This window comes from Pseudomonas sp. CBZ-4 (assembly GCF_000346755.1).
In the GTDB taxonomy this organism is placed as follows: Bacteria; Pseudomonadota; Gammaproteobacteria; order Pseudomonadales; family Pseudomonadaceae; genus Aquipseudomonas.
Map to the genome: position 1 here is coordinate 54,905 of NZ_ANNV01000009.1, position 20,539 is coordinate 75,443.

The 20,539-nt window shown below is 61.4% G+C and carries 19 protein-coding genes; 13 read left to right on the forward strand and 6 right to left on the reverse strand.

Features of this window, described 5'->3' with window-relative positions:
• Positions 1 to 28: 28 nt before the first annotated feature.
• Positions 29 to 397: a hypothetical protein gene (locus B348_RS0101200; RefSeq protein ID WP_017734344.1), complete on the reverse strand. Its 369-nt coding sequence runs from the start codon at positions 395 to 397 to the stop codon at positions 29 to 31.
• A 236-nt stretch (positions 398 to 633) separates the two neighbouring features.
• Here B348_RS0101200 and B348_RS0101205 point away from each other — a divergent pair, with 236 nt between their 5' ends.
• A complete protein-coding gene (locus tag B348_RS0101205) occupies positions 634 to 1,932 on the forward strand; it encodes a serine protein kinase PrkA (RefSeq protein ID WP_017734345.1) in 1,299 nt (432 codons plus the stop codon).
• Positions 1,925 to 2,713: a VacJ family lipoprotein gene (locus tag B348_RS0101210; RefSeq protein WP_017734346.1), complete on the forward strand. Its 789-nt coding sequence runs from the start codon at positions 1,925 to 1,927 to the stop codon at positions 2,711 to 2,713. Before B348_RS0101205 ends, B348_RS0101210 begins: the two co-directional genes overlap by 8 nt.
• A gap of 56 nt (positions 2,714 to 2,769) precedes the next feature.
• On the opposite strand, the gene B348_RS0101215 is transcribed toward B348_RS0101210, so the two are convergent.
• A complete protein-coding gene (locus tag B348_RS0101215) occupies positions 2,770 to 3,684 on the reverse strand; it encodes a DUF808 domain-containing protein (RefSeq protein ID WP_017734347.1) in 915 nt (304 codons plus the stop codon).
• 133 nt (positions 3,685 to 3,817) lie between these two features.
• On the opposite strand from B348_RS0101215, the gene B348_RS0101220 reads away from it, so the two are divergent.
• Together B348_RS0101220 and B348_RS0101225 are read left to right on the forward strand one after the other, a co-directional pair.
• Positions 3,818 to 4,423 carry a TetR/AcrR family transcriptional regulator gene (locus tag B348_RS0101220; RefSeq protein WP_017734348.1) on the forward strand — a complete coding sequence of 202 codons (606 nt, stop codon included), beginning with the start codon at positions 3,818 to 3,820 and terminating at the stop codon, positions 4,421 to 4,423.
• 205 nt (positions 4,424 to 4,628) lie between these two features.
• Positions 4,629 to 5,087, forward strand: coding sequence for a transposase (locus B348_RS0101225; RefSeq protein ID WP_017734349.1), 459 nt, complete (start codon positions 4,629 to 4,631; stop codon positions 5,085 to 5,087).
• Between the two features lie 133 nt (positions 5,088 to 5,220).
• Here B348_RS0101225 and B348_RS0101230 read toward each other — a convergent pair whose 3' ends face one another.
• Positions 5,221 to 5,661: a heme-binding protein gene (locus B348_RS0101230; RefSeq protein ID WP_017734350.1), complete on the reverse strand. Its 441-nt coding sequence runs from the start codon at positions 5,659 to 5,661 to the stop codon at positions 5,221 to 5,223.
• A gap of 256 nt (positions 5,662 to 5,917) precedes the next feature.
• Between B348_RS0101230 and gcl the strand changes: the two genes are divergently transcribed.
• From gcl to B348_RS0101270, 8 genes are all read left to right on the forward strand, one after another.
• The gene (gcl, locus tag B348_RS0101235; protein WP_026136466.1) at positions 5,918 to 7,693 is read left to right on the forward strand and encodes a glyoxylate carboligase; all 1,776 of its coding nucleotides are present in this window, start codon (positions 5,918 to 5,920) and stop codon (positions 7,691 to 7,693) included.
• A gap of 10 nt (positions 7,694 to 7,703) precedes the next feature.
• Positions 7,704 to 8,486, forward strand: a complete 783-nt coding sequence (gene hyi / locus B348_RS0101240; protein WP_017734352.1) for a hydroxypyruvate isomerase — start codon at positions 7,704 to 7,706, stop codon at positions 8,484 to 8,486.
• A gap of 168 nt (positions 8,487 to 8,654) precedes the next feature.
• Positions 8,655 to 9,545 carry a 2-hydroxy-3-oxopropionate reductase gene (locus B348_RS0101245; protein ID WP_017734353.1) on the forward strand — a complete coding sequence of 297 codons (891 nt, stop codon included), beginning with the start codon at positions 8,655 to 8,657 and terminating at the stop codon, positions 9,543 to 9,545.
• A 90-nt stretch (positions 9,546 to 9,635) separates the two neighbouring features.
• Positions 9,636 to 10,916: a glycerate kinase gene (locus tag B348_RS0101250; protein WP_017734354.1), complete on the forward strand. Its 1,281-nt coding sequence runs from the start codon at positions 9,636 to 9,638 to the stop codon at positions 10,914 to 10,916.
• Entirely contained in the window at positions 10,906 to 12,321 is a 1,416-nt protein-coding gene (pyk, locus tag B348_RS0101255; protein ID WP_017734355.1) for a pyruvate kinase, read from the forward strand. The genes B348_RS0101250 and pyk overlap by 11 nt, the downstream gene beginning before the upstream one ends.
• A gap of 119 nt (positions 12,322 to 12,440) precedes the next feature.
• Entirely contained in the window at positions 12,441 to 13,304 is an 864-nt protein-coding gene (locus B348_RS0101260; protein WP_017734356.1) for an urea transporter, read from the forward strand.
• A gap of 31 nt (positions 13,305 to 13,335) precedes the next feature.
• Positions 13,336 to 14,160, forward strand: coding sequence for an ion transporter (locus B348_RS0101265; RefSeq protein ID WP_017734357.1), 825 nt, complete (start codon positions 13,336 to 13,338; stop codon positions 14,158 to 14,160).
• A gap of 93 nt (positions 14,161 to 14,253) precedes the next feature.
• Positions 14,254 to 15,258 carry a sulfate ABC transporter substrate-binding protein gene (locus tag B348_RS0101270; protein ID WP_017734358.1) on the forward strand — a complete coding sequence of 335 codons (1,005 nt, stop codon included), beginning with the start codon at positions 14,254 to 14,256 and terminating at the stop codon, positions 15,256 to 15,258.
• Positions 15,259 to 15,302: 44 nt separating this feature from the next.
• Here B348_RS0101270 and B348_RS0101275 read toward each other — a convergent pair whose 3' ends face one another.
• Complete coding sequence (locus B348_RS0101275; protein ID WP_017734359.1) at positions 15,303 to 16,664, reverse strand: hypothetical protein; 1,362 nt, start codon at positions 16,662 to 16,664, stop codon at positions 15,303 to 15,305.
• A gap of 124 nt (positions 16,665 to 16,788) precedes the next feature.
• On the reverse strand, positions 16,789 to 17,403 hold the full coding sequence (locus B348_RS0101280) for a DUF5666 domain-containing protein (RefSeq protein ID WP_017734360.1): 615 nt from the start codon (positions 17,401 to 17,403) through the stop codon (positions 16,789 to 16,791).
• 173 nt (positions 17,404 to 17,576) lie between these two features.
• Between B348_RS0101280 and B348_RS0101285 the strand changes: the two genes are divergently transcribed.
• A complete protein-coding gene (locus B348_RS0101285; RefSeq protein WP_026136467.1) occupies positions 17,577 to 18,773 on the forward strand; it encodes an MFS transporter in 1,197 nt (398 codons plus the stop codon).
• A gap of 29 nt (positions 18,774 to 18,802) precedes the next feature.
• Here B348_RS0101285 and B348_RS0101290 read toward each other — a convergent pair whose 3' ends face one another.
• Positions 18,803 to 20,341, reverse strand: a complete 1,539-nt coding sequence (locus B348_RS0101290; RefSeq protein ID WP_032864665.1) for a M10 family metallopeptidase C-terminal domain-containing protein — start codon at positions 20,339 to 20,341, stop codon at positions 18,803 to 18,805.
• Positions 20,342 to 20,539: the final 198 nt, after the last annotated feature.

Below are 20,539 nucleotides of genomic sequence, written 5' to 3' on the forward strand. Positions count from 1 at the left end.
GAGCTGGCTTGCCTGCGATGAGGCCCTATCAGGCAACCCGAGGCTTCCTGACCAACCGCAACCCCGCAATCACCAGCGCAAACACCGCAAACGCGGTGTTGTACAACGCCAGCGCCGGCAACCCGAACACCATCCCCAACACCGCCAGCCACCAGCCCACACGGCCCGGCACAAAAAACGCGACAACCGACGCAACCAACGCCACCCAACCCAGCACCTTGAAGTGGATCATCAAGCCCAGGTTCGAACGCAACTGGCATTCCCACCGCCCGGCTTCGTCGGCACAGATCCCCACCCAACTGCCATCCTCCATAAAACCGTAGCGCGCGCCATAACTGGCAGCCAACCACAGCGGCAGGGCAATAAGCAGCAAAATCAACGGCAAGCGACGGGACATGGGGCACTCCGATAGGCAAAAACGGCGCTCAGCTTAATGCCCCAGTAGCCGTTAGCAAGGCGCATACACACAATTAGTGTCCATCAGCGCGTGGCAAAGTGTATCGTCTGGCTACTATTACCCCGATTCCGACGTTATTTTCCGACATTTCGTGCCGCGTGATGGCACTTCGGCGACAGCGCGGTGGTCATAGCCTGCGAACTTCATTTAGCACGTTTCCTCTTAGGGATTTAGTCATGCTCCGTTCCTTGCGCTGTGCCGCCCTATTGGGCAGCCTTTTTCTGAGTGCGTCAGCACTGGCGGTCGATATCGACCAAGCCAGCTATGGCTACCCTTTGACCAACCCGTTTGAAGCGACCATCGCCACCACCCCGCCCGACCTTCGGCCCAAATTGCCGAGCAACGACGAGATCAACCAATCCGACTACACCCTGACGATGCGCCCCGAGCGCGAGTTCAGCCTGCCCGACAACTTCTGGCCGGTGAAGAAGCTCACTTACCGCATCGCCAAGCAAGACCGCGCCGCGCCGCTGATCTTCCTGATCGCCGGCACCGGTGCGCGGTTCGACAGCAGCATCAACGAATACCTGAAAAAACTGTATTACCAGGCCGGCTACCACGTGGTGCAACTGTCATCGCCCACCAGCTTTGACTTCATCAGCGCCGCCTCACGCTTCGCCACCCCGGGGATCACCCAGGAAGACGCCGAAGACATGTACCGCGTGATGCAAGCCGTGCGTGCGCAAAACGCCTCACTGCCGGTGACCGACTTCTACCTCACCGGCTACAGCCTCGGCGGCCTGGATGCGGCATTCGTGGCCAAACTGGACGAAACCCGGCGCAGCTTCAACTTCAAGAAAGTCTTGCTGCTGAACCCGCCGGTCAACCTCTACACCTCGATCACCAACCTCGACAAGCTGGTGCAGACCGAGGTCAAGGGCATCAACAACACCACCACCTTCTATGAACTGGTGTTGAACAAGCTGACCCGCTACTTCCAGCAGAAGGGCTACATCGACCTCAATGACGCCCTGCTCTACGACTTCCAGCAGTCCAAACAGCACCTGACCAACGAACAGATGGCGATGCTGATCGGCACTTCGTTCCGCTTCTCGGCGGCCGACATTGCCTTTACCTCGGACCTGATCAACCGTCGCGGCCTGATCATCCCGCCGAAGTACCCGATCACCGAAAGCACCAGCCTCACGCCGTTCCTCAAGCGCGCGCTGCAATGTGACTTCGACTGCTACCTCACCGAACAGGTGATCCCGATGTGGCGTGCCCGCACCGACGGCGGCAGCCTGCTGCAACTGGTCGACCAGGTCAGCCTGTACGCCCTCAAGGACTACCTGCACAGCAGCAAGAAAATCGCCGTCATGCACAACGCCGACGACGTGATCCTCGGCCCTGGCGACCTCGGTTTCCTGCGTAAAACCTTCGGCGATCGCTTGACCGTCTACCCACTGGGCGGCCACTGCGGCAACCTCAATTACCGCGTCAACGCCGACGCCATGCTGGAGTTCTTCCGTGGCTAAATATCTTCTGCTGCTCGCCGCCTTGATGTGCGCGGGCGTGGCCAATGCCGACAACAGCAAGGCCCATGAGCCGATCAAGGTCGACTCCGATGGCTTCAAGGAGCCGCTGTCCAAGCTCAAGTTCAACCCCGGCATGGACCAGCGTGAGTTCGAGCGTTCGTCGCTCACTGCGCTCAACGTCTACGACCCGCTGGAGGCGTGGAACCGTCGGGTGTACCACTTCAACTACCGCTTCGACCAATGGGTATTCATACCCGTGGTCAACGGCTACACCTACGTGACCCCAAGCTTCCTGCGTACCGGCGTGAGCAATTTCTTCAACAACCTGGGCGATGTGCCCAACCTGTTGAACAGCCTGCTGCAACTCAAGGGCCATCGCTCCCTGGAAACCACCGGGCGCCTGCTGCTCAACACCACCATCGGCATCGCCGGTCTGTGGGACCCGGCCACCGCCATGGGCCTGCCACGCCAGAGCGAAGACTTCGGCCAGACCCTGGGCTTCTACGGGGTACCGGGCGGCGCGTACCTGGTGCTGCCGGTCTTCGGTCCGTCGAACCTGCGTGACACCACTGGCTTGATCGTGGACTACACCGCAGAGAGCCAGATCAACTTCCTCAACGTTTCGGAAGTCAGTTCCAACCATCCGGAAATCTGGGCCCTGCGCGCGGTAGACAGGCGCTACCAGACCAGCTTCCGTTACGGTCAGATGAATTCACCGTTCGAGTATGAAAAGGTGCGCTACATCTACACCGAATCGCGCAAGTTGCAGATAGCCGAGTAAGCAACGCCCACAAAAAAGGCCATTCGATTGAATGGCCTTTTTTATTGCGGCTAGGATCAAGCCTTCACGGTTTTCCAGAGCTTGCCCAGCACACTGACCAACGCCAGCACCACGCCCCCCGCAATGATCCCCGCGACGCCATTGAGCAACGTCGGCACCAACCACGCCACCCCTCCTGCACCTTGGCTTACCGTCTCGATCCAGTGATGCACCACCGGCACGCCATGAGTGAGGATGCCGCCACCCACCAGAAACATCGCCGCCGTACCAATCACCGACAGGCTCTTCATCATGTAGGGTGCCGCCCGCAGGATCGCGCCGCCGATACTGCGCGCCATCTGGCCGGGCTTCTGCGTCAGCCACAGGCCCAGGTCGTCCAGCTTGACGATGCCGGCCACCAACCCATAGACGCCGACAGTCATGACGATAGCAATGCCCGACAGCACGATCACTTGCTGCATCAGCGGCGCATCCGCCACGGTGCCCAGGGTGATGGCGATGATTTCGGCGGAAAGGATGAAATCGGTGCGGATCGCGCCTTTGATCTTGTCCTTTTCGAACGCCACCAGATCGGTTGCCGGATCGGCTACCGCTTCGACCAATTGCGCGTGCTCGGCTTTGTCCTCGTCCTTGCTGTGGAGGAATTTGTGCGCGAGCTTCTCGAAGCCTTCAAAACACAGATAAGCGCCGCCGAGCATCAGCAGTGGCGTAACGGCCCACGGCGCAAACGCGCTGATCAACAACGCCGCCGGCACCAGGATCAGCTTGTTGACGAACGACCCCTTGGCCACCGCCCACACCACGGGAATTTCCCGCTCGGCACGCACACCCGACACCTGCTGGGCATTCAGCGCCAGGTCGTCGCCCAGCACGCCGGCGGTTTTCTTCGCGGCCATTTTTGTCATCAAGGCAACGTCGTCGAGTACGGCGGCGATATCGTCGATCAGTACCAGTAAGCTGCTGCCTGCCATGAATCGGTCTTCCATAACGTGGGATACGCCGAGCATAACGCGGCGCAAGGCTTTGCGGGCGCCTTGTTGAGGCTCGCGGATAGCCGGTGCTACCATGCGCAACCGCCAGTCTTGGCAAGGAAAGTCCAGGTTTATGAGCAGCATTCGCGAGCGCAACAAAGAAAAAATCCTGCGGGCGGCGAGCGAGGAGTTTGCCGACAAGGGCTTCGCCGCGACCAAAACCAGCGACATCGCCGCCAAGGCCGGGCTGCCCAAGCCCAACGTCTATTACTACTTCAAGTCCAAGGACAACCTCTACCGCGAGGTGCTCGAAAGCATTATCGAGCCGATCCTGGCCGCCTCCACACCGTTCAACCCGGAGGGCGAGCCCAAGGAAGTGCTGAGCAACTACATCCGCTCGAAAATCCGCATCTCCCGCGACCTGCCGTTTGCTTCCAAGGTCTTCGCCAGCGAAATCATGCATGGCGCCCCGCACCTCAGCACGGAGCAGGTCGAGCAACTCAACGCCCAGGCCAAGCACAACATCGACTGCATCCAGACCTGGGTGGATCGCGGCTTGATCGCCGCCATTGACCCCAACCACCTGATGTTCAGCATCTGGGCGGCAACACAGACTTATGCGGATTTTGACTGGCAGATTTCGGCGGTGACCGGCAAGGCCAAGTTGGATGAGGCGGACTACGAGGCGGCAGCGTTGACGATTATTCGGTTGGTGTTGAAGGGGTGTGAGCCGGACTGATAGACCGCGGTGAGGCCATCGCAGGCAAGCCAGCTCCCACAGGTTCCCGCGTCGCACACAAAATGTAAGAACACCGCAAATCCCCTGTGGGAGCGGGCTTGCCCGCGATAGCGCCCTCCCAGACACATCCTGCCAAAAGCCTGCCGATCAGTATCAACCACCCGGATCTAGCCTCTCAGAACCCACACTGAAGAGAGGCCAAGGAATGCCTGATCTCCCCGCGTCAAAACGCCTACGCTTCGGCCGGCATGATGAACCCAGCCGCATTTACCTGCTGACCACCAATACGCTTGATCGCGAACCCGTTTTCCAGGACTTCACGCTCGGCCGCCTGGTGGTCCAACAATTCAGGATTGCCCAAAACCAGGGCCTGGCGACCTCCTTGGCGTGGGTCGTCATGCCGGATCACTTCCACTGGCTGGTCTCGCTGGAGAAAGGCTCACTGGCCGACCTCATGCGCCAGGTGAAGTCCAAGAGCACTCGCGTCGTGAATGCGGTAGCCAGACGCCAGGGTCGGCTCTGGCAGCCGGGTTTTCACGACCATGCGGTGCGCCGTGAAGAAAGCCTTGAAGGAATCGCCCGATATATCGTGGCCAATCCCCTAAGAGCTGGATTGGTAAAACGATATGGCGACTATCCGCTGTGGGATGCCATTTGGGTTTGACTTGAGACCGAGTCGCCGCCATCGCAGGCAAGCCAGCTCCCACAGTTGAGCGTATTCACAAATTTAAATGTGTGAACCCAATCAATTGTGGGAGCTGGCTTGCCTGCGATGAGGCCCTTCCAGTCACATCAAATCAAGCCGACACCCCCGCATCCGCCAACAACCCCACCCCTTCAATCGCCGTTATCGCGCACTGTTCATCAATATCCGACGTATCCCCGCTGATCCCGATCGCCCCCAACACCCGGCCCTCCTGATCCCGGATCAACACCCCACCCGGCGCCGGCACCACGCTGCCCTGCCCCAGGCTGTTCAACGCGGCGATAAACGCCGGCCGCTGCTGCGCGTCCAGTGCCAGCAGGCGCGAGCCCTTGCCCAGGGCAATCGCGCCCCAGGCCTTGCCGATGGCGATCTGCGGGCGCAGCAGGCTGGCGCCGTCTTCCCGTTGCAGGGTGATCAGGTGCCCACCGCTGTCCAGCACCGCGATGGTCAGCGGCGCCGCCGAAATGGTGCGCCCCGCAGTCAGGGCCTGGCTGGCCAGTTGGGTGGCTATTTTCAAGGTTAAAGCGCTCATGGTGCCGTCCTTATCTTGTTATGGGAAAAGCGGTGGAGGTCTGAAGGATCAGATGCTCGATCAAACAAATAGAACACAATGACATTTGTTTTTGTATACAATATTTTCGAACAAACCTTCCATACGTCGTAAAAATGCCTTCCGACGAACGCAAAGGCCCGCCGATAAAATGGATTGACCTGCGCAGCTCGCCGTGAATACACTTTGACCAGACACCACTTGTATACAATTACAAAACGCAAGAGGCACCAAAATCATGAGCAAAATGAGAGCAATCGAAGCCGCCGTTCTGGTAATGCGCCGTGAGGGCGTCGACACCGCCTTCGGTATCCCAGGCGCTGCGATCAACCCGCTGTACTCGGCCTTGCAGAAGGTGGGTGGCATCGATCACGTCCTTGCTCGCCACGTTGAAGGCGCCTCCCACATGGCCGAGGGTTACACCCGCACCAAGGCCGGCAATATCGGCGTGTGCATCGGCACCTCGGGCCCGGCGGGCACCGACATGGTCACCGGCCTGTACAGCGCCTCGGCGGATTCGATCCCGATCCTGTGCATCACCGGCCAAGCCCCGCGCGCCCGGATGCACAAGGAAGACTTCCAGGCCGTGGACATCACCAGCATCGTCAAGCCGGTGACCAAGTGGGCAACCACCGTGCTGGAACCTGGCCAGGTGCCTTATGCGTTCCAGAAAGCCTTCTATGAAATGCGCTCCGGCCGCCCAGGCCCGGTGCTGATCGACCTGCCGTTCGACGTGCAGATGGCCGAGATCGAGTTCGACATCGACGCCTACCAGCCGCTGCCCCTGGCCAAGCCACTGGCCACACGCATCCAGGTGGAAAAAGCCCTGGCCCTGCTCGACCAGGCTGAACGCCCGCTGCTGGTCAGCGGTGGTGGCGTGATCAACGCCGACGCCAGCGACCTGCTGGTGGAGTTCGCCGAACTGACCGGTATCCCGGTGATCCCGACCCTGATGGGCTGGGGCACGATCCCCGACGATCACCCGCTGATGGTGGGTATGGTCGGCCTGCAAACCTCCCACCGTTATGGCAACGCGACGATGCTCAAGTCGGACGTGGTGCTGGGCATCGGCAACCGCTGGGCCAACCGCCACACCGGTTCGGTGGAGGTGTACACCGAGGGCCGCAAATTCATTCACGTCGACATCGAGCCGACGCAAATCGGCCGCGTGTTCACCCCGGACCTGGGCATCGTCTCCGACGCCGGTTCTGCCCTGACCATGTTCATTGAAGTGGCCCGCGAGTGGAAAGCCGCCGGCAAACTCAAGGACCGCAGCGCCTGGCTGCACGATTGCCAACAGCGCAAAGCCACCCTGCACCGCAAGACTCACTTCGATAACGTGCCGGTCAAGCCGCAACGGGTGTACGAAGAGATGAACCAGGTGTTCGGCAAAGACACCTGCTACGTCAGCACCATCGGTTTGTCGCAGATTGCCGGTGCACAATTCCTGCACGTCTATAAGCCACGCCACTGGATCAACTGCGGCCAGGCAGGTCCATTGGGCTGGACCATTCCGGCGGCGCTGGGCGTGGTCAAGGCCGACCCGAGCCGCAAGGTCGTCGCGCTGTCCGGCGACTACGACTTCCAGTTCATGATCGAAGAATTGGCCGTGGGCGCGCAGTTCAAGCTGCCGTACATCCACGTGGTGGTGAACAACTCCTACCTCGGCTTGATCCGTCAGGCCCAGCGCGGGTTTGAAATGGACTACTGCGTGCAGCTGTCTTTCGACAACCTCAACGCCCCGGAACTCAACGGTTATGGCGTCGACCACGTGGCCGTCGCCGAAGGCCTGGGCTGCAAGGCCCTGCGCGTGTTCGAGCCAGGCCAGATCCAGCCGGCGCTGCGCAAGGCGCAGGAAATGATCGAAGAATTCAAGGTGCCGGTGATCGTTGAGATTATTCTGGAGCGCGTGACCAATATTTCCATGGGCACCGAGATCAACGCCGTCAACGAATTCGAAGATCTGGCCCTGGTCGGCAACGATGCGCCGACCGCCATTTCCCTGCTCGATTAAGGAGAACCCTATGCCGCGCTTTGCCGCCAACCTGTCCATGCTGTTCACCGAGCAAGACTTTCTTGCTCGCTTCAAAGCGGCCGCCGATGCGGGCTTCGAAGGTGTGGAGTATCTGTTCCCGTATGAATTCAGCTCGGCTGAAATCAAGGCACAGCTCGACGCCAACGGCCTGACCCAAGTGCTGTTCAACCTGCCGGCCGGTGACTGGGCCAAGGGCGAACGCGGCCTGGCGTGCCACCCGGACCGGGTCGAGGAATTCCGCGCCGGGGTCAACCTGGCCATCGCCTACGCCCAGGTGCTGGGCAACACCCAGGTCAACTGCTTGGCGGGTATCCGGCCGCAGGGCGTTGACGATGCAACGGTGGAAAAAACCTTCGTCGCCAACCTCAAGTACGCCGCCGACAAGCTGCAAGCGGTGGGTATCAAACTGGTGATGGAGATGATCAACACCCGCGACATCCCGGGTTTCTACCTGAACAACACGGCGCAGGCCCTGTCGATCCGCGAGCAGGTGGGCAGCGCCAACCTGTTCCTGCAATACGACATCTACCACATGCAAATCATGGAAGGCGACCTGGCCCGCACCATGGCCGCGCACCTGGATGAGATCAACCACATCCAGCTGGCGGACAACCCCGGGCGCAATGAGCCGGGGACGGGCGAGATCAACTACCGGTTCCTGTTCGAGCATCTGGACCGCATTGGATACAAGGGTTGGGTGGGTTGTGAATACAAGCCATTGACCACCACCGAAGCCGGTTTGGGCTGGCTCAAGACCCACAACGCGATCTAACCGCACCCCCCATTAATGTGGGAGCTGGCTTGCCTGCGATGCAGACACCGCAGTGTTTCAGGCAAAACCGGTGGATGCCATCGCAGGCAAGCCAGCTCCCACATTGGATCGTCTGTGTTCGGCAGGCTGAGACAGGCCTGCCCATCCAATAAAAAGAGGATTTTCGTCATGGCTAAAATCGGATTCATCGGCACCGGCATCATGGGCCAACCCATGGCCGCCAACCTGCAAAAAGCAGGTCACCAACTGTTCCTCTCCGAACATCACGGCAAGGCCCCGCAAGCCCTGGTCGACGCCGGCGCCATCGCCCTGGCCAGCCCGCAGCAGGTGGCCCAGGAAGCCGAGTTCATCATCGTCATGGTGCCCGACACCCCGCAGGTCGAGGACGTGTTGTTCCGCGCCGACGGCGTAGCCGCTGGCCTGTCGCCGAACAAAGTGGTGATCGACATGAGTTCGATCTCTCCCACCGCCACCAAAGCCTTCGCCGCGAAGATCAACGCGACTGGCGCGCAGTACCTCGACGCCCCGGTATCCGGCGGTGAAGTCGGCGCCAAGGCCGGCACCCTGAGCATCATGATCGGTGGCAAGCCACAGACCTTCGAACGCGCCCTGCCGCTGTTCCAGGCCATGGGCAAGAACATCACCCTGGTCGGCGGCAATGGCGACGGCCAGACTGCCAAAGTGGCCAACCAGATCATCGTCGCGCTGAACATCCAGGCCGTGGCCGAAGCGCTGCTGTTCGCCTCCAAGAACGGCGCCGACCCGGCCAAGGTGCGTGAAGCGCTGATGGGTGGTTTTGCCTCGTCGAAGATCTTGGAAGTGCATGGCGAGCGCATGATCAAGGGCACCTTTGATCCGGGCTTCCGCATCAACCTGCACCAGAAGGACCTGAACCTGGCGCTGGCCGGTGCCAAGGAGCTGGGGATCAACCTGCCGAACACTGCTGGCACCCAGCAAGTGTTCAGTACTTGCACCGCTATCGGTGGCGGCAACTGGGACCACTCGGCGCTGATCAAGGGCCTGGAACACATGGCCAACTTCTCGATTCGCGATAAGTAAACCTTAATTTGAAATGCAAGCCAGCTCCCACATTTGATCGCATTCCAATTGCTGCACCCCTAATAACAAGAATCCCCCGGGAGCCCGCTTATGTCGGTCGATCCGCAACACCTGCTTCGCGAGCTGTTTGCCACAGCCATCGACGCCGCCCACCCCCGGCAAGTCCTCGAACCCTACCTGCCCGCCGACCGCAGCGGCCGGGTGATCGTGATCGGCGCCGGCAAGGCCGCCGCCGCCATGGCCCTCGTTGTCGAAAACTGCTGGCAAGGTGAAGTCTCCGGCCTGGTGGTCACCCGCTACGGCCACGGCGCGCCCTGCAAGAAAATCGAAGTGGTCGAAGCCGCCCACCCCGTGCCCGATGCCGCCGGCCTGGCCGTGGCCAAGCGCGTGCTGGCCCTGATCAGCAACTTGAGCGAAGACGATCGCGTGATCTTCCTGCTGTCGGGCGGCGGCTCGGCCCTGCTGGCGCTGCCAGCCGAAGGCATCACCCTGGCCGACAAGCAAGCCGTCAACAAAGCCCTGCTCAAATCCGGCGCCACCATTGGCGAGATGAATTGCGTGCGCAAGCACCTCTCGGCGATCAAGGGCGGCCGCCTGGCGAAAGCCGCTTGGCCCGCGACGGTGTACACCTACGCGATTTCCGATGTGCCGGGCGACCAGGCCACGGTGATCGCCTCCGGCCCCACCGTCGGCGACCCGAGCACCTCGGCCCAGGCCCTGGCGATCCTCAAGCGCTACCACATCGACGCCCCCGCCGCCGTGCGCAGCTGGCTACAGAACCCCGCGTCGGAAACCGTCAAGCCCGGCGACCCGGCGCTGGCGCGCAGCCACTTCCAACTGATCGCCCGCCCGCAGCAATCCCTCGAAGCGGTGGCAGTCAAAGTCCGCCAGGCCGGGTTCAGCCCGCTGATCCTCGGCGACCTCGAAGGTGAAGCGCGGGACGTGGCCAAGGTGCACGCCGGGATCGCCCGGCAGATCGTGCAACACGGCCAACCGCTGGCGGCGCCGTGCGTGATCCTCTCCGGCGGTGAAACCACCGTCACCGTGCGCGGCAATGGCCGTGGCGGGCGCAACGCGGAATTCCTCCTGAGCCTCACCGACAGCCTCAAGGGCCTGCCCGGCGTGTACGCCCTGGCCGGCGACACCGACGGCATCGACGGTTCCGAAGACAACGCCGGCGCGATCATGACCCCATGCAGCTATGCGCGCGCCGAAGCCCTGGGCCTGTCGGCCAGCGACGAGTTGGACAACAACAATGGCTACGGCTACTTCGCCGCGCTCGACGGGTTGATCGTCACCGAACCGACGCGCACCAACGTCAACGACTTCCGCGCCATCCTGATTCTTGAGACTGCCAAACATGACGCCTGACAAGAAGGTCAAAATCCTCGCCACCCTGGGCCCCGCCACCGACGGCATCGACGACATCCGCGAGCTGGTGGAAGCCGGGGTGAATATCTTCCGCCTCAACTTCAGCCACGGCGACCATGCCGACCACGCCCAGCGCTACCAGTGGATTCGCCAAGTGGAGCGCCAGCTGAACTACCCGCTGGGCATCCTCATGGACCTGCAAGGGCCGAAGCTGCGCGTCGGCCGTTTTGCCGAGGGCAAGGTGCAACTGGTGCGCGGCCAGGCCCTGCGCCTGGACCTGGACCCGACCCCGGGCGACCAGTGCCGGGTCAACCTGCCACACCCGGAAATCATCGCGGCGCTGGAGCCCGGCATGGACCTGTTGCTGGACGACGGCAAGCTGCGCCTGCGGGTCATCACCAAACACGCCGAGGCCATCGACACCACCGTGCTGAATGGCGGCGAGCTGTCTGACCGCAAAGGCGTGAACGTCCCACAAGCCTTGCTGGAACTGAGCCCCTTGACCGCCAAGGATCGGCGCGACTTGAGCTTTGGCCTGGAACTCGGCGTGGACTGGGTGGCGCTGTCGTTTGTGCAACGCCCGGAAGACATCCGCGAAGCCCGCGAGCTGATCGGCGACAAAGCGTTCTTGATGGCCAAGATCGAGAAACCGTCGGCCGTGCAGCGCCTGCAGGAAATCGCCGAACTGAGCGACGCGATCATGGTGGCCAGAGGGGATCTGGGCGTGGAAGTGCCGGCCGAGAGCGTGCCGCAGATCCAGAAAGACATCATCAGCGTCTGTCGCCAGCTGGGCAAGCCGGTGGTGGTGGCCACGCAGATGCTCGAATCCATGCGCTTCTCCCCGGCGCCGACCCGTGCCGAGGTGACCGATGTGGCCAACGCGGTGGCCGAAGGCGCGGATGCGGTGATGTTGTCGGCGGAGACCGCGTCGGGCGAGTACCCGCTGGAAGCCGTGCAGATGATGAGCAAGATCATCCGCCAGGTGGAGAGCGGCCCGGATTACCAGGCGCAACTGGATGTGAGCCGGCCGAAGGCGGATGCCACCGTGTCGGATGCCATCAGCTGCGCGATCCGCCGGATCAGCAACATCCTGCCGGTGGCGGTGCTGGTCAACTACAGCGAGTCCGGCAGCTCCAGCCTGCGCGCGGCGCGGGAACGGCCGGTGGCGCCGATCCTCAACCTCACGCCGAACCTGTCCACGGCGCGGCGCTTGAGCGTGGCGTGGGGGGTGCACTCGGTGGTCAATGACCGGCTGCGCCAGGTGGACGAGGTGTGCTCGACGGCGCTGGAGATTGCCCAGGCCCAGGGCATGGCGCAGCGCGGGGATACTCTGGTGATTACCGCGGGGGTGCCGTTTGGGCAGCCGGGGTCGACCAATTCGCTGCGTATCGAGACGTTGATTTAGCGTCTGTTCGGGCCTCATCGCGGGCAAGCCCGCTCCCACATTTTGAACGTATTCGCAATTCAAGTGTGGGAGCTGGCTTGCCTGCGATAAGGGCAACTCGGTCTAACTGACTTACCCCTATGCATAACCCAACTTGCCCCGACTGGGCCGAAGCCCTGCTCAACGGCTTCAGCCAGATATTCCTGCAGCGCCAACCACTGTGCGGCCTGCTGTGCCTGCTGGCCATCCTGATCAGCGCCCCGGCCTTGTTCGGCGGCGCGTTGCTCGGTGGCGTCGCGGGTTTGCTCACGGCCCAGCGCCGGGGTTATCCCAAGGCCGAGCGTCAGGCCGGGCTCTATAGCTATAACGGCGTGCTGCTGGGCTTGTTGATCAGCCAGCACTTCGCCTGGTCGGCCTTGTTGCCGCCGCTGATCCTGGCGTGCGGCGGCCTGGCGGCGATGCTCACGCGTCAATGGCTGAAACAGACAGCCTTGCCGCCCTACACAGCGCCCTTCGTGGGCCTGGGTTGGTTGCTGCTGGGCACGGTGCCGCCAGGCGACCTTGCCCTGGTCGAACCGGATACCCTCGCCGTCGTTGCCGCGCCCTTTACCGGGCTCGCACAAATCATGCTACTGGACCAACCGGCGGCGGGCGTACTGATTGCCCTTGGCCTGTGGCTGGCCAACCGGCGCGCCGCACTATGGGCCTTGCTCGGTGCCAGTCTCGGCGTGCTGGTCGCGCTGCTGCTGGACGACGCCACCGGTGCCCTCCTTGGCCTACACAGTTACAACCCGGCGCTGGCCGCACTGGCCCTGAGCCAAGTGCGCCGCCAACCCTGGCTACCACTGCTGGGCATAGGCCTGTCGATCCTCTTGATGCCAGCCTTCGCCGCCCTGCACCTGCCCGCGCTTACGGCACCGTTCATCCTCGCCTGCTGGCTGGTGCGCGCCGGTGTTCGCACGCTTCAGAAACCCCGCATGGACAGCCCCTTCGAATCCCCCTAGGCTTGCTCGACATCTGATTCAGGCGGGCTTTATGGACAGCAACAACGACTGGCGCCAACGGCTCTACGTCATGATTTTCCAGACCGACACCAATGCCGGGCGGCGCTTTGACGGCATCTTGCTGCTGATCATCCTCGCCAGCCTGGTGATCGTGATGCTCGACAGCATCGACGAGGTGCACCAGAACTACGCCGACGTGCTGGCCTACATCGAGTGGGGCTTCACCATCATCTTCGCCATCGAGTACGGGCTGCGGCTGTATTGCTCGCCCAAGCCGTTGCGCTATGCCTTCAGCTTTTACGGGCTGGTGGACTTGCTGGCCATCGTGCCGGGCATCCTCGCCCTGTATTACAGCGACGCGCAGTACCTGTTGATCATCCGCATCATCCGCATGCTGCGCATCTTCCGTGTGCTCAAGCTCAGCCCCTACCTCAAGCAGGCCAACTACCTGATGGCGGCGCTGCGCGGCAGCAAGCAGAAGATCGTGGTGTTCCTGGTCAGCGTGTGCACCCTGGTGACGGTGTTCGGCACCCTGATGTACGTGATCGAAGGCCCGGAACACGGCTTTACCAGCATTCCCAAGGGCATCTACTGGGCCATCGTGACCCTGACCACCGTGGGCTTTGGCGATATCGTGCCGAAGACGCCCTTGGGCCAGGTGATTTCTTCGCTGGTGATGATCACCGGTTATTCGATCATTGCCGTGCCCACCGGGATTTTCACCGCCGAACTGGCCAGTGCCATGCGCGGTGAGCAGCTGCAACACGACTGCCCGGTGTGCAAGAAAAGCAGCCATGAGCCCAACGCGGCATTCTGCGCACGCTGTGGGAGTAATCTTTTTCGTAAAGTGGAATAAGCAAAGTGCGTTTTAATCTTTAAACGTCTATGCAGGCCCGGCTATAGTCGCTGGCAAATTGCCGTCATCTTCTCGAACAACAAGGAATGAGCAGTGAAAAAACTCGTAAGCGCCTCCCTACTGGCCGCCGGTCTTGCCCTGGCGGGCGCCGTCCAGGCTGCCCCCGTGACACTGCTTAACGTCTCCTACGACGTGATGCGCGATTTCTACAAGGACTACAACGCCGCGTTCCAGAAGCACTGGGACGCCGAGCACCCAGACGACAAGCTGACCTTGCAAATGTCCTTCGGCGGTTCGAGCAAACAAGCGCGTTCGGTGATCGACGGCCTGCCCGCTGACGTGATCACCATGAACATGGCCACCGACATCAACGCCCTGGTGGACAACGGCAAACTGGTGCCGGACAACTGGGTCACCCGCCTGCCGAACAACAGCGCACCGTTCACCTCCGCCACCGTATTCATCGTGCGCAAAGGCAACCCAAAAGCCCTGAAAGACTGGCCAGACCTGTTGAAAGATGGCGTGCAAGTGATCGTGCCCAACCCGAAAACCTCGGGTAACGGCCGCTACACCTACCTGTCGGCCTGGGGTTATGTGCTGAAGAACGGCGGCGACGAAAACAAGGCCAAGGCCTTTGTCGGCAAGCTGTTCAAACAAGCACCGGTACTCGATACCGGCGGCCGTGCCGCCACCACCACGTTCATGACCAACCAGATCGGCGACGTGCTGGTGACGTTCGAGAACGAAGCGGAAATGATCGCCCGTGAATTCGGCCGTGACCAGTTCGAAGTGATCTACCCAAGCGTCTCCGCCGAAGCCGAGCCACCGGTGTCGGTGGTCGACAAAGTGGTCGAGAAGAAAGGCACACGCGCGGCAGCCGAAGACTACTTGAAGTACCTGTGGTCGGCAGAAGGCCAGGAAATCGCGGCCAACAATTACCTGCGTCCACGTGACCCGAAAGTGCTGGCCAAGTACACCGACCGCTTCCCGAAAGTCGACTTCCTGTCGGTGGAGAAGACCTTTGGTGACTGGCGCACCGTGCAGAAAACCCACTTCAATGATGGTGGGGTGTTTGACCAGATCTACAGCGGCCAATAAAGCCTGAGTCAGCCAAAAGCCCCTGAATCCAGGGGCTTTTACTTTTACGCACGGACACACCAGACATTGCCATCGCCTTTTTCGGGGAAAGGCACGTCGATCTCCATCCCCTGCCTTTTCACTTGCAGACGCCTAGCCTGCCGGTCCGCAAACTCCCCAGCAGCGAATGGCACCACCACAAACCCGCCCTCCTCGCCGCAGGACTTGCTGACCGCCAGCGCAACTGTCGCGCCGTCGAATGTGACATGGCCTCCCGGCAGCGAAAACCGCGCCAGTAAACCCACGAAAAACTCTTCGGGCACCTGTTCCACCTGGTAGCTGCCACTCAGGCCGATGGACCCCGCAACAGACGCCATCGGCACCAACAGACGTAGGGTAGCGGCATCCTGCAACTGGCTGACGACAGGGTCGATGACCGGTGCCAGATGCCGGTTACGCTCACTCACATCCTCCGCGATTCGTTGATTGAGCCTCGTGTCCGGAACATCGCCCCTTGGCGCCACGGACGCCAACAAGCGTTGCGCTGGCGCCTGCCCCTCGACGATTGCCTGCCACCCCGACGCATCCGTGCCTTCCAACAGGTAAATGGCCAAGGCCCCCAATGCGTAGCTTTCGCCGTCCAACGACAACACCGCAGCATCCGGGAAGCGCGTCCGCACACTTTGCGCCCACGCTTCAGGCGTGTCCGGGACACCACTCGCCAGCCGCCGGGCGAGCCCCTCAATGTATTCGGCGGTGCCTTCGACAATGTCGTAAAAGTGGATGTCCTGCGCCTCCTGGGGGAACTCGGCCTGCCAACGGTCATGCCAGTAGCGCGCCTTACCCAGCGCGTCGGCATCGCCTTGCAGTGAGGCATATAAGGCGCGGATCAGCTGCTGCCGGTACTGCCGGGGCAACGCCTGTACTGGATAGCGCCCGGCGCGCGAGCCCGAAGCCAGTTGCCACCCCTTCTGCGCAAAAAAATGAAAGGCTTCATGGGTTGCCAATGCAAACAACTCAGGCACGGCAGCAGGATGGCCAAGCAGGTATTGCACCTCTTGCTCAGGCAACTCACGGCCTAGCGCCATGTAGACCGTCGGGCGACCGTCCCACGACAGTTGTTGAAAGGTCTTGTAGTCCGATGACAAGCCAAGCGCTTGCACCGGTTCCACGGCAATCGCTTTGTAGCCATTTGCATCGATCAACCAGGCGGCCGTACCGTCGTAAACCAGAATTTGCGCCTGCGCATAAAATCCGGTCTGTCGCTTCAAGCGCTCCATGGTCGCCAACCTTGGCCAAGCGGCTGCGCTGGCGGCGGCCATCCGTTCGACGTAGGACTCGTTACTGATATTCGTAAGCTTTTGCTCGGCGACAGCCATGACTCCCGGCACAAACGCCCACAGCACCACTACCTTGATCGTCCGCATGATGACGTTCCCATCCTGATTCAGCCTGCAAAGATGCAGGCGACGAATCTAGAGCGGATGTGTCATGCGGTCTTGCCAGACGAGACCTATAAGAGCGTCGGAATCGGCCTATACGTAAAAACCTTCACATCGGTGGTGTCACGCCATCCTTGCCGGCGGAGATGGCCTGCGCCGTAATCGTCCCATCCGCGCCCTTCGCCGCAAACAACACCACCTTCACCCCCGCCTTCAACAGGCTGCGATCCCCCGGTTCCAGGTTGACGATCGGCACATCCTCCGGCACCACGATCTTCTGCTCACCGCCCTTGTACTTCACCGTCAGCGTGCGCCCGTTGCTCACCACCAGGTCACCCACCGTGCCGTTGGTCATGCTGCTGCCTTCCTTCAAATCAAACGCTCGGTGCCCGTCACCGGTGCCGGCCATCGCCGGTGGGAACACGTGCACTTCCAGCGCGGTCAGGCTGCCGTCGGCGTTGGGCATGGCGGCGGAGCCGATGTAGCTGCCCGGCTTGATCTCATCGATCTTGGCCAAGGTCACGGCGCGCACCTGGGTGGCCGGGGTCAACAGCACGGTGACGTCTTCGCCGCTGTTGACCTTGACGTGCATGGCGTCACCGTCGATGGCGGTGATGGCACCGCGCACGCCCACGCGCGGCGCTTCGGCGGCGTGGGCCAGGCCCATGACCATGGCGGCGGCGAGGGTTGAAGCCAGGAGCATCTTGTTCAGCGTGATCTTCATGGGATTTCCTGTTTCGGCAGTTGTGTCTGAATGTATCATCGCCGTTCGAGGCGAAAGTTAACGATTCAGTCATTAATTTGCGGCATGAGTGTTATCACCGCCAGCAGCCTTCTGCCCAACGGGCCTTGTCTTTACTCTCGCACGCCATCTTCCTTCGCTTTTATGAGACCACCATGAACGCTACCCCACACGCCTCAAGCACCATGACCCGCGGGATGGTGATGCTGTTTGCGTTCTGCTGCGGCGCCATCGTTGCCAACATCTACTATGCGCAGCCGATCATCGAACTGATCGCCCCGGACATCGGCCTCACACCGGCCATGGCCAGCCTGATCGTGTCGCTGACACAAATCGGCTACGCCCTTGGCCTGTTTTTCCTGGTGCCCCTGGGCGACTTACTGGAAAACCGCAAGCTGATGATCAGCACCACAGTGCTCGCCATCGCCAGCCTGCTCGGTGCGGCGTTTATCCAGCAGCCGAACCTGTTCCTGCTGGTGTCGTTGCTGATCGGCTTCAGCTCGGTGTCGGTGCAGATCCTCATCCCGCTGGCCGCGCACCTGGCGCCGGCCGAGTCCCGTGGCCGGGTAGTCGGCAGCATCATGGGCGGCCTGTTGCTCGGCATCCTGCTGGCGCGACCAGTGTCCAGCGTCGTGGCCGACCACTTCGGCTGGCGCGCGATGTTCATGGCTGCAGCCGGGTTGATGGCGTTTATCAGCGTGGTCCTGCTGATCACCATCCCCAAGCGCCAGCCGGACCACAGCGCCACCTACGGCCAGTTGCTGCGTTCCCTCGGCACCCTGCTGCGCAAGCAACCAGTGCTGCGCCAACGGGCGTTCTACCAGGGTGGTATGTTCGCCACCTTCAGCCTGTTCTGGACCGCCGCGCCGCTGGAACTGGCGCGCAATCACGGCCTGAGCCAAAGCGAGATCGCCCTGTTTGCCCTGGTCGGTGCCCTCGGCGCCATCGCCGCGCCCATCGCCGGCCGCCTGGCGGATGCGGGCCACACCCACCGCGCTTCGTTGCTGGCCATGCTGTTTGCCGCGTTGAGCTTTCTGCCGGCCTTCGTCCACCCGCTGTACAGCGTGATCGGCCTGGCCGTCACCGGGGTGGTGCTGGACTTCTGCGTGCAGATGAACATGGTCCTCGGCCAACGCGCGATCTACGCCCTCGACGCCAACAGCCGCAGCCGCCTGAACGCGCTGTACATGACCAGCATCTTCATCGGGGGCGCCTTCGGCTCGGCGATTGCCAGCAGCGTGTACGAACACGGCGGCTGGCTGGGCGTGATGCTGGTGGGCAGCGCGTTCCCGCTGGTGGCGTTGTTGCGGTTCTTGAGTGTTTCCCGCCAGGTTGCGGTGGTCGCAGCCTGATCAGTGGTGCAGCTGGATTACAGCCTGTCTCACACACGCTGCTTACCCGTGGGCACTTGGCCTGAAAGTCGCGAAAAAAAACCTAGCAACTGCAAAATGAATGCAGACACTACCTTGGCAAGCATCTGGGCCATGTGAGCCTGATTTTCCACGATTGAATCCAGTGGCTGGGGGGGCGCAGGTGTAGGTGTAGGTGTAGGTGTAGGCATTGGTGCCGGTATGGGAGCTGGGGCCGGTGCAGGACCAACCTCTGGGGGGCTGCCTACCCACACTACATCGCCAGCCCGGATCTCGCGTTTGCTGTTGATCAACAGATCCGCGCTGCCGCTGCCCTTCAGGTCAATCGCCAGGCTTGAGCGGCCGGAACTGGCGTCGTGCTTGAGTACCGCCTCACCCGCACGTCCGCTGAACCGATCCGTGAACACAAGGGCTCGCACCCCCGCTTCTTTCATCGCCCCCGACACGTCGATCTTATCGCTGCCGCTAGTGAAGTCCTCGAGCGTATCAGGCCGCTGCGGCGTGGAATCACTGGCCTTGTCGTAGACAAACGTATCCGCACCGTCTCCTCCTCTCAGTGAGTCGGCGTCGGCGCCTCCCTTGAGGCGATTGGCGACCTGATTGCCGACAATTTTATCCGGGCCGGAACCGCCGACAGCGTTTTCAACCAGGCATCCCCGGGCGATCGACACATTGCCCTTCAACCCCGCAACATCAGAAAACGACTCTGCATTCAGGTCGATCTTCTGGGCTTGGGAAAACCCGGAAAAATCCAGGGTGTCGATCCCGCCCCCATCCCACACGCAGAAAATGGGCTTGTCCCTCGCGCTTTTCAGGCTCATGGCCTCACGCTCGGTATTGGAATTGAAGCCGTAGGTGGTGTCTGTGGCACGGGTTTTGTGATTGGCCCCGTACAGGCGCTGGACCGCCGCAATGTCATCCATCATGGGCGCGGACGGTTTCAGCGAATTGAAGTCGTGACCCGGCTGGTTTCGCTCCGACCAGTAACTCATCACGGTGCGTGCTTGTGTGTCCTGAGCGTACACCGCACCGTTGGTGTAATTGGCACCCTCGCCGTTGTAGTTACCTGGGTGTTGCAGGCCAATGGCGTGACCTATTTCATGAACGGCGGTCAGCATGAAGTGGCTGCTCAGCGCAGGCGAACCGCTCTCGCCGGCGGTGCCAACCGTCGCCGTGGTACGGGTAACGGAACGATGGGGGGAGGTGGCGACGCCACGATCGCCCCGCGGGTTGTTATAGATGTGGACGGCACCGTCCGTGTTGCCCGGACCTTCCCGGAAATTGATATTTGCCACATCCTGCCAAGCCTGGACCGCCTGGCGAACGCGTTGCTTCTGCCGGGTACTGAAACTCTCGTCAACCTTGTAGTTCAGATCGATTGACTGGTCGCTGTTACGGTCATGGAAACGCAAGTTTTCACGTGTGATTTGCTTGGCCGCCTGGTCTGTCGTGAAGGACTGCTTGTGATTGAAGCCTACGCCATATGAACCAGCATCGGATTTAGGTAAACCACAGAACGTCTTCATTGCGATTGGATTAGAAACATTCATTGTGCTGCGCCCTTATGTTTTAGAAACAAGAAATAACGCACTGGCCAGCCCGGCACCATGCCAGGCTGGCCAACCGTTACCGAGATAAACTTGCACACTAAAAAGCGCCACACCAAGCTGTTTTCAGTTACAGTCGAAACACTTAAAACTTTTGAGACATGCAGTATCACAAGCATTCAATCAGTTGCAATATATATT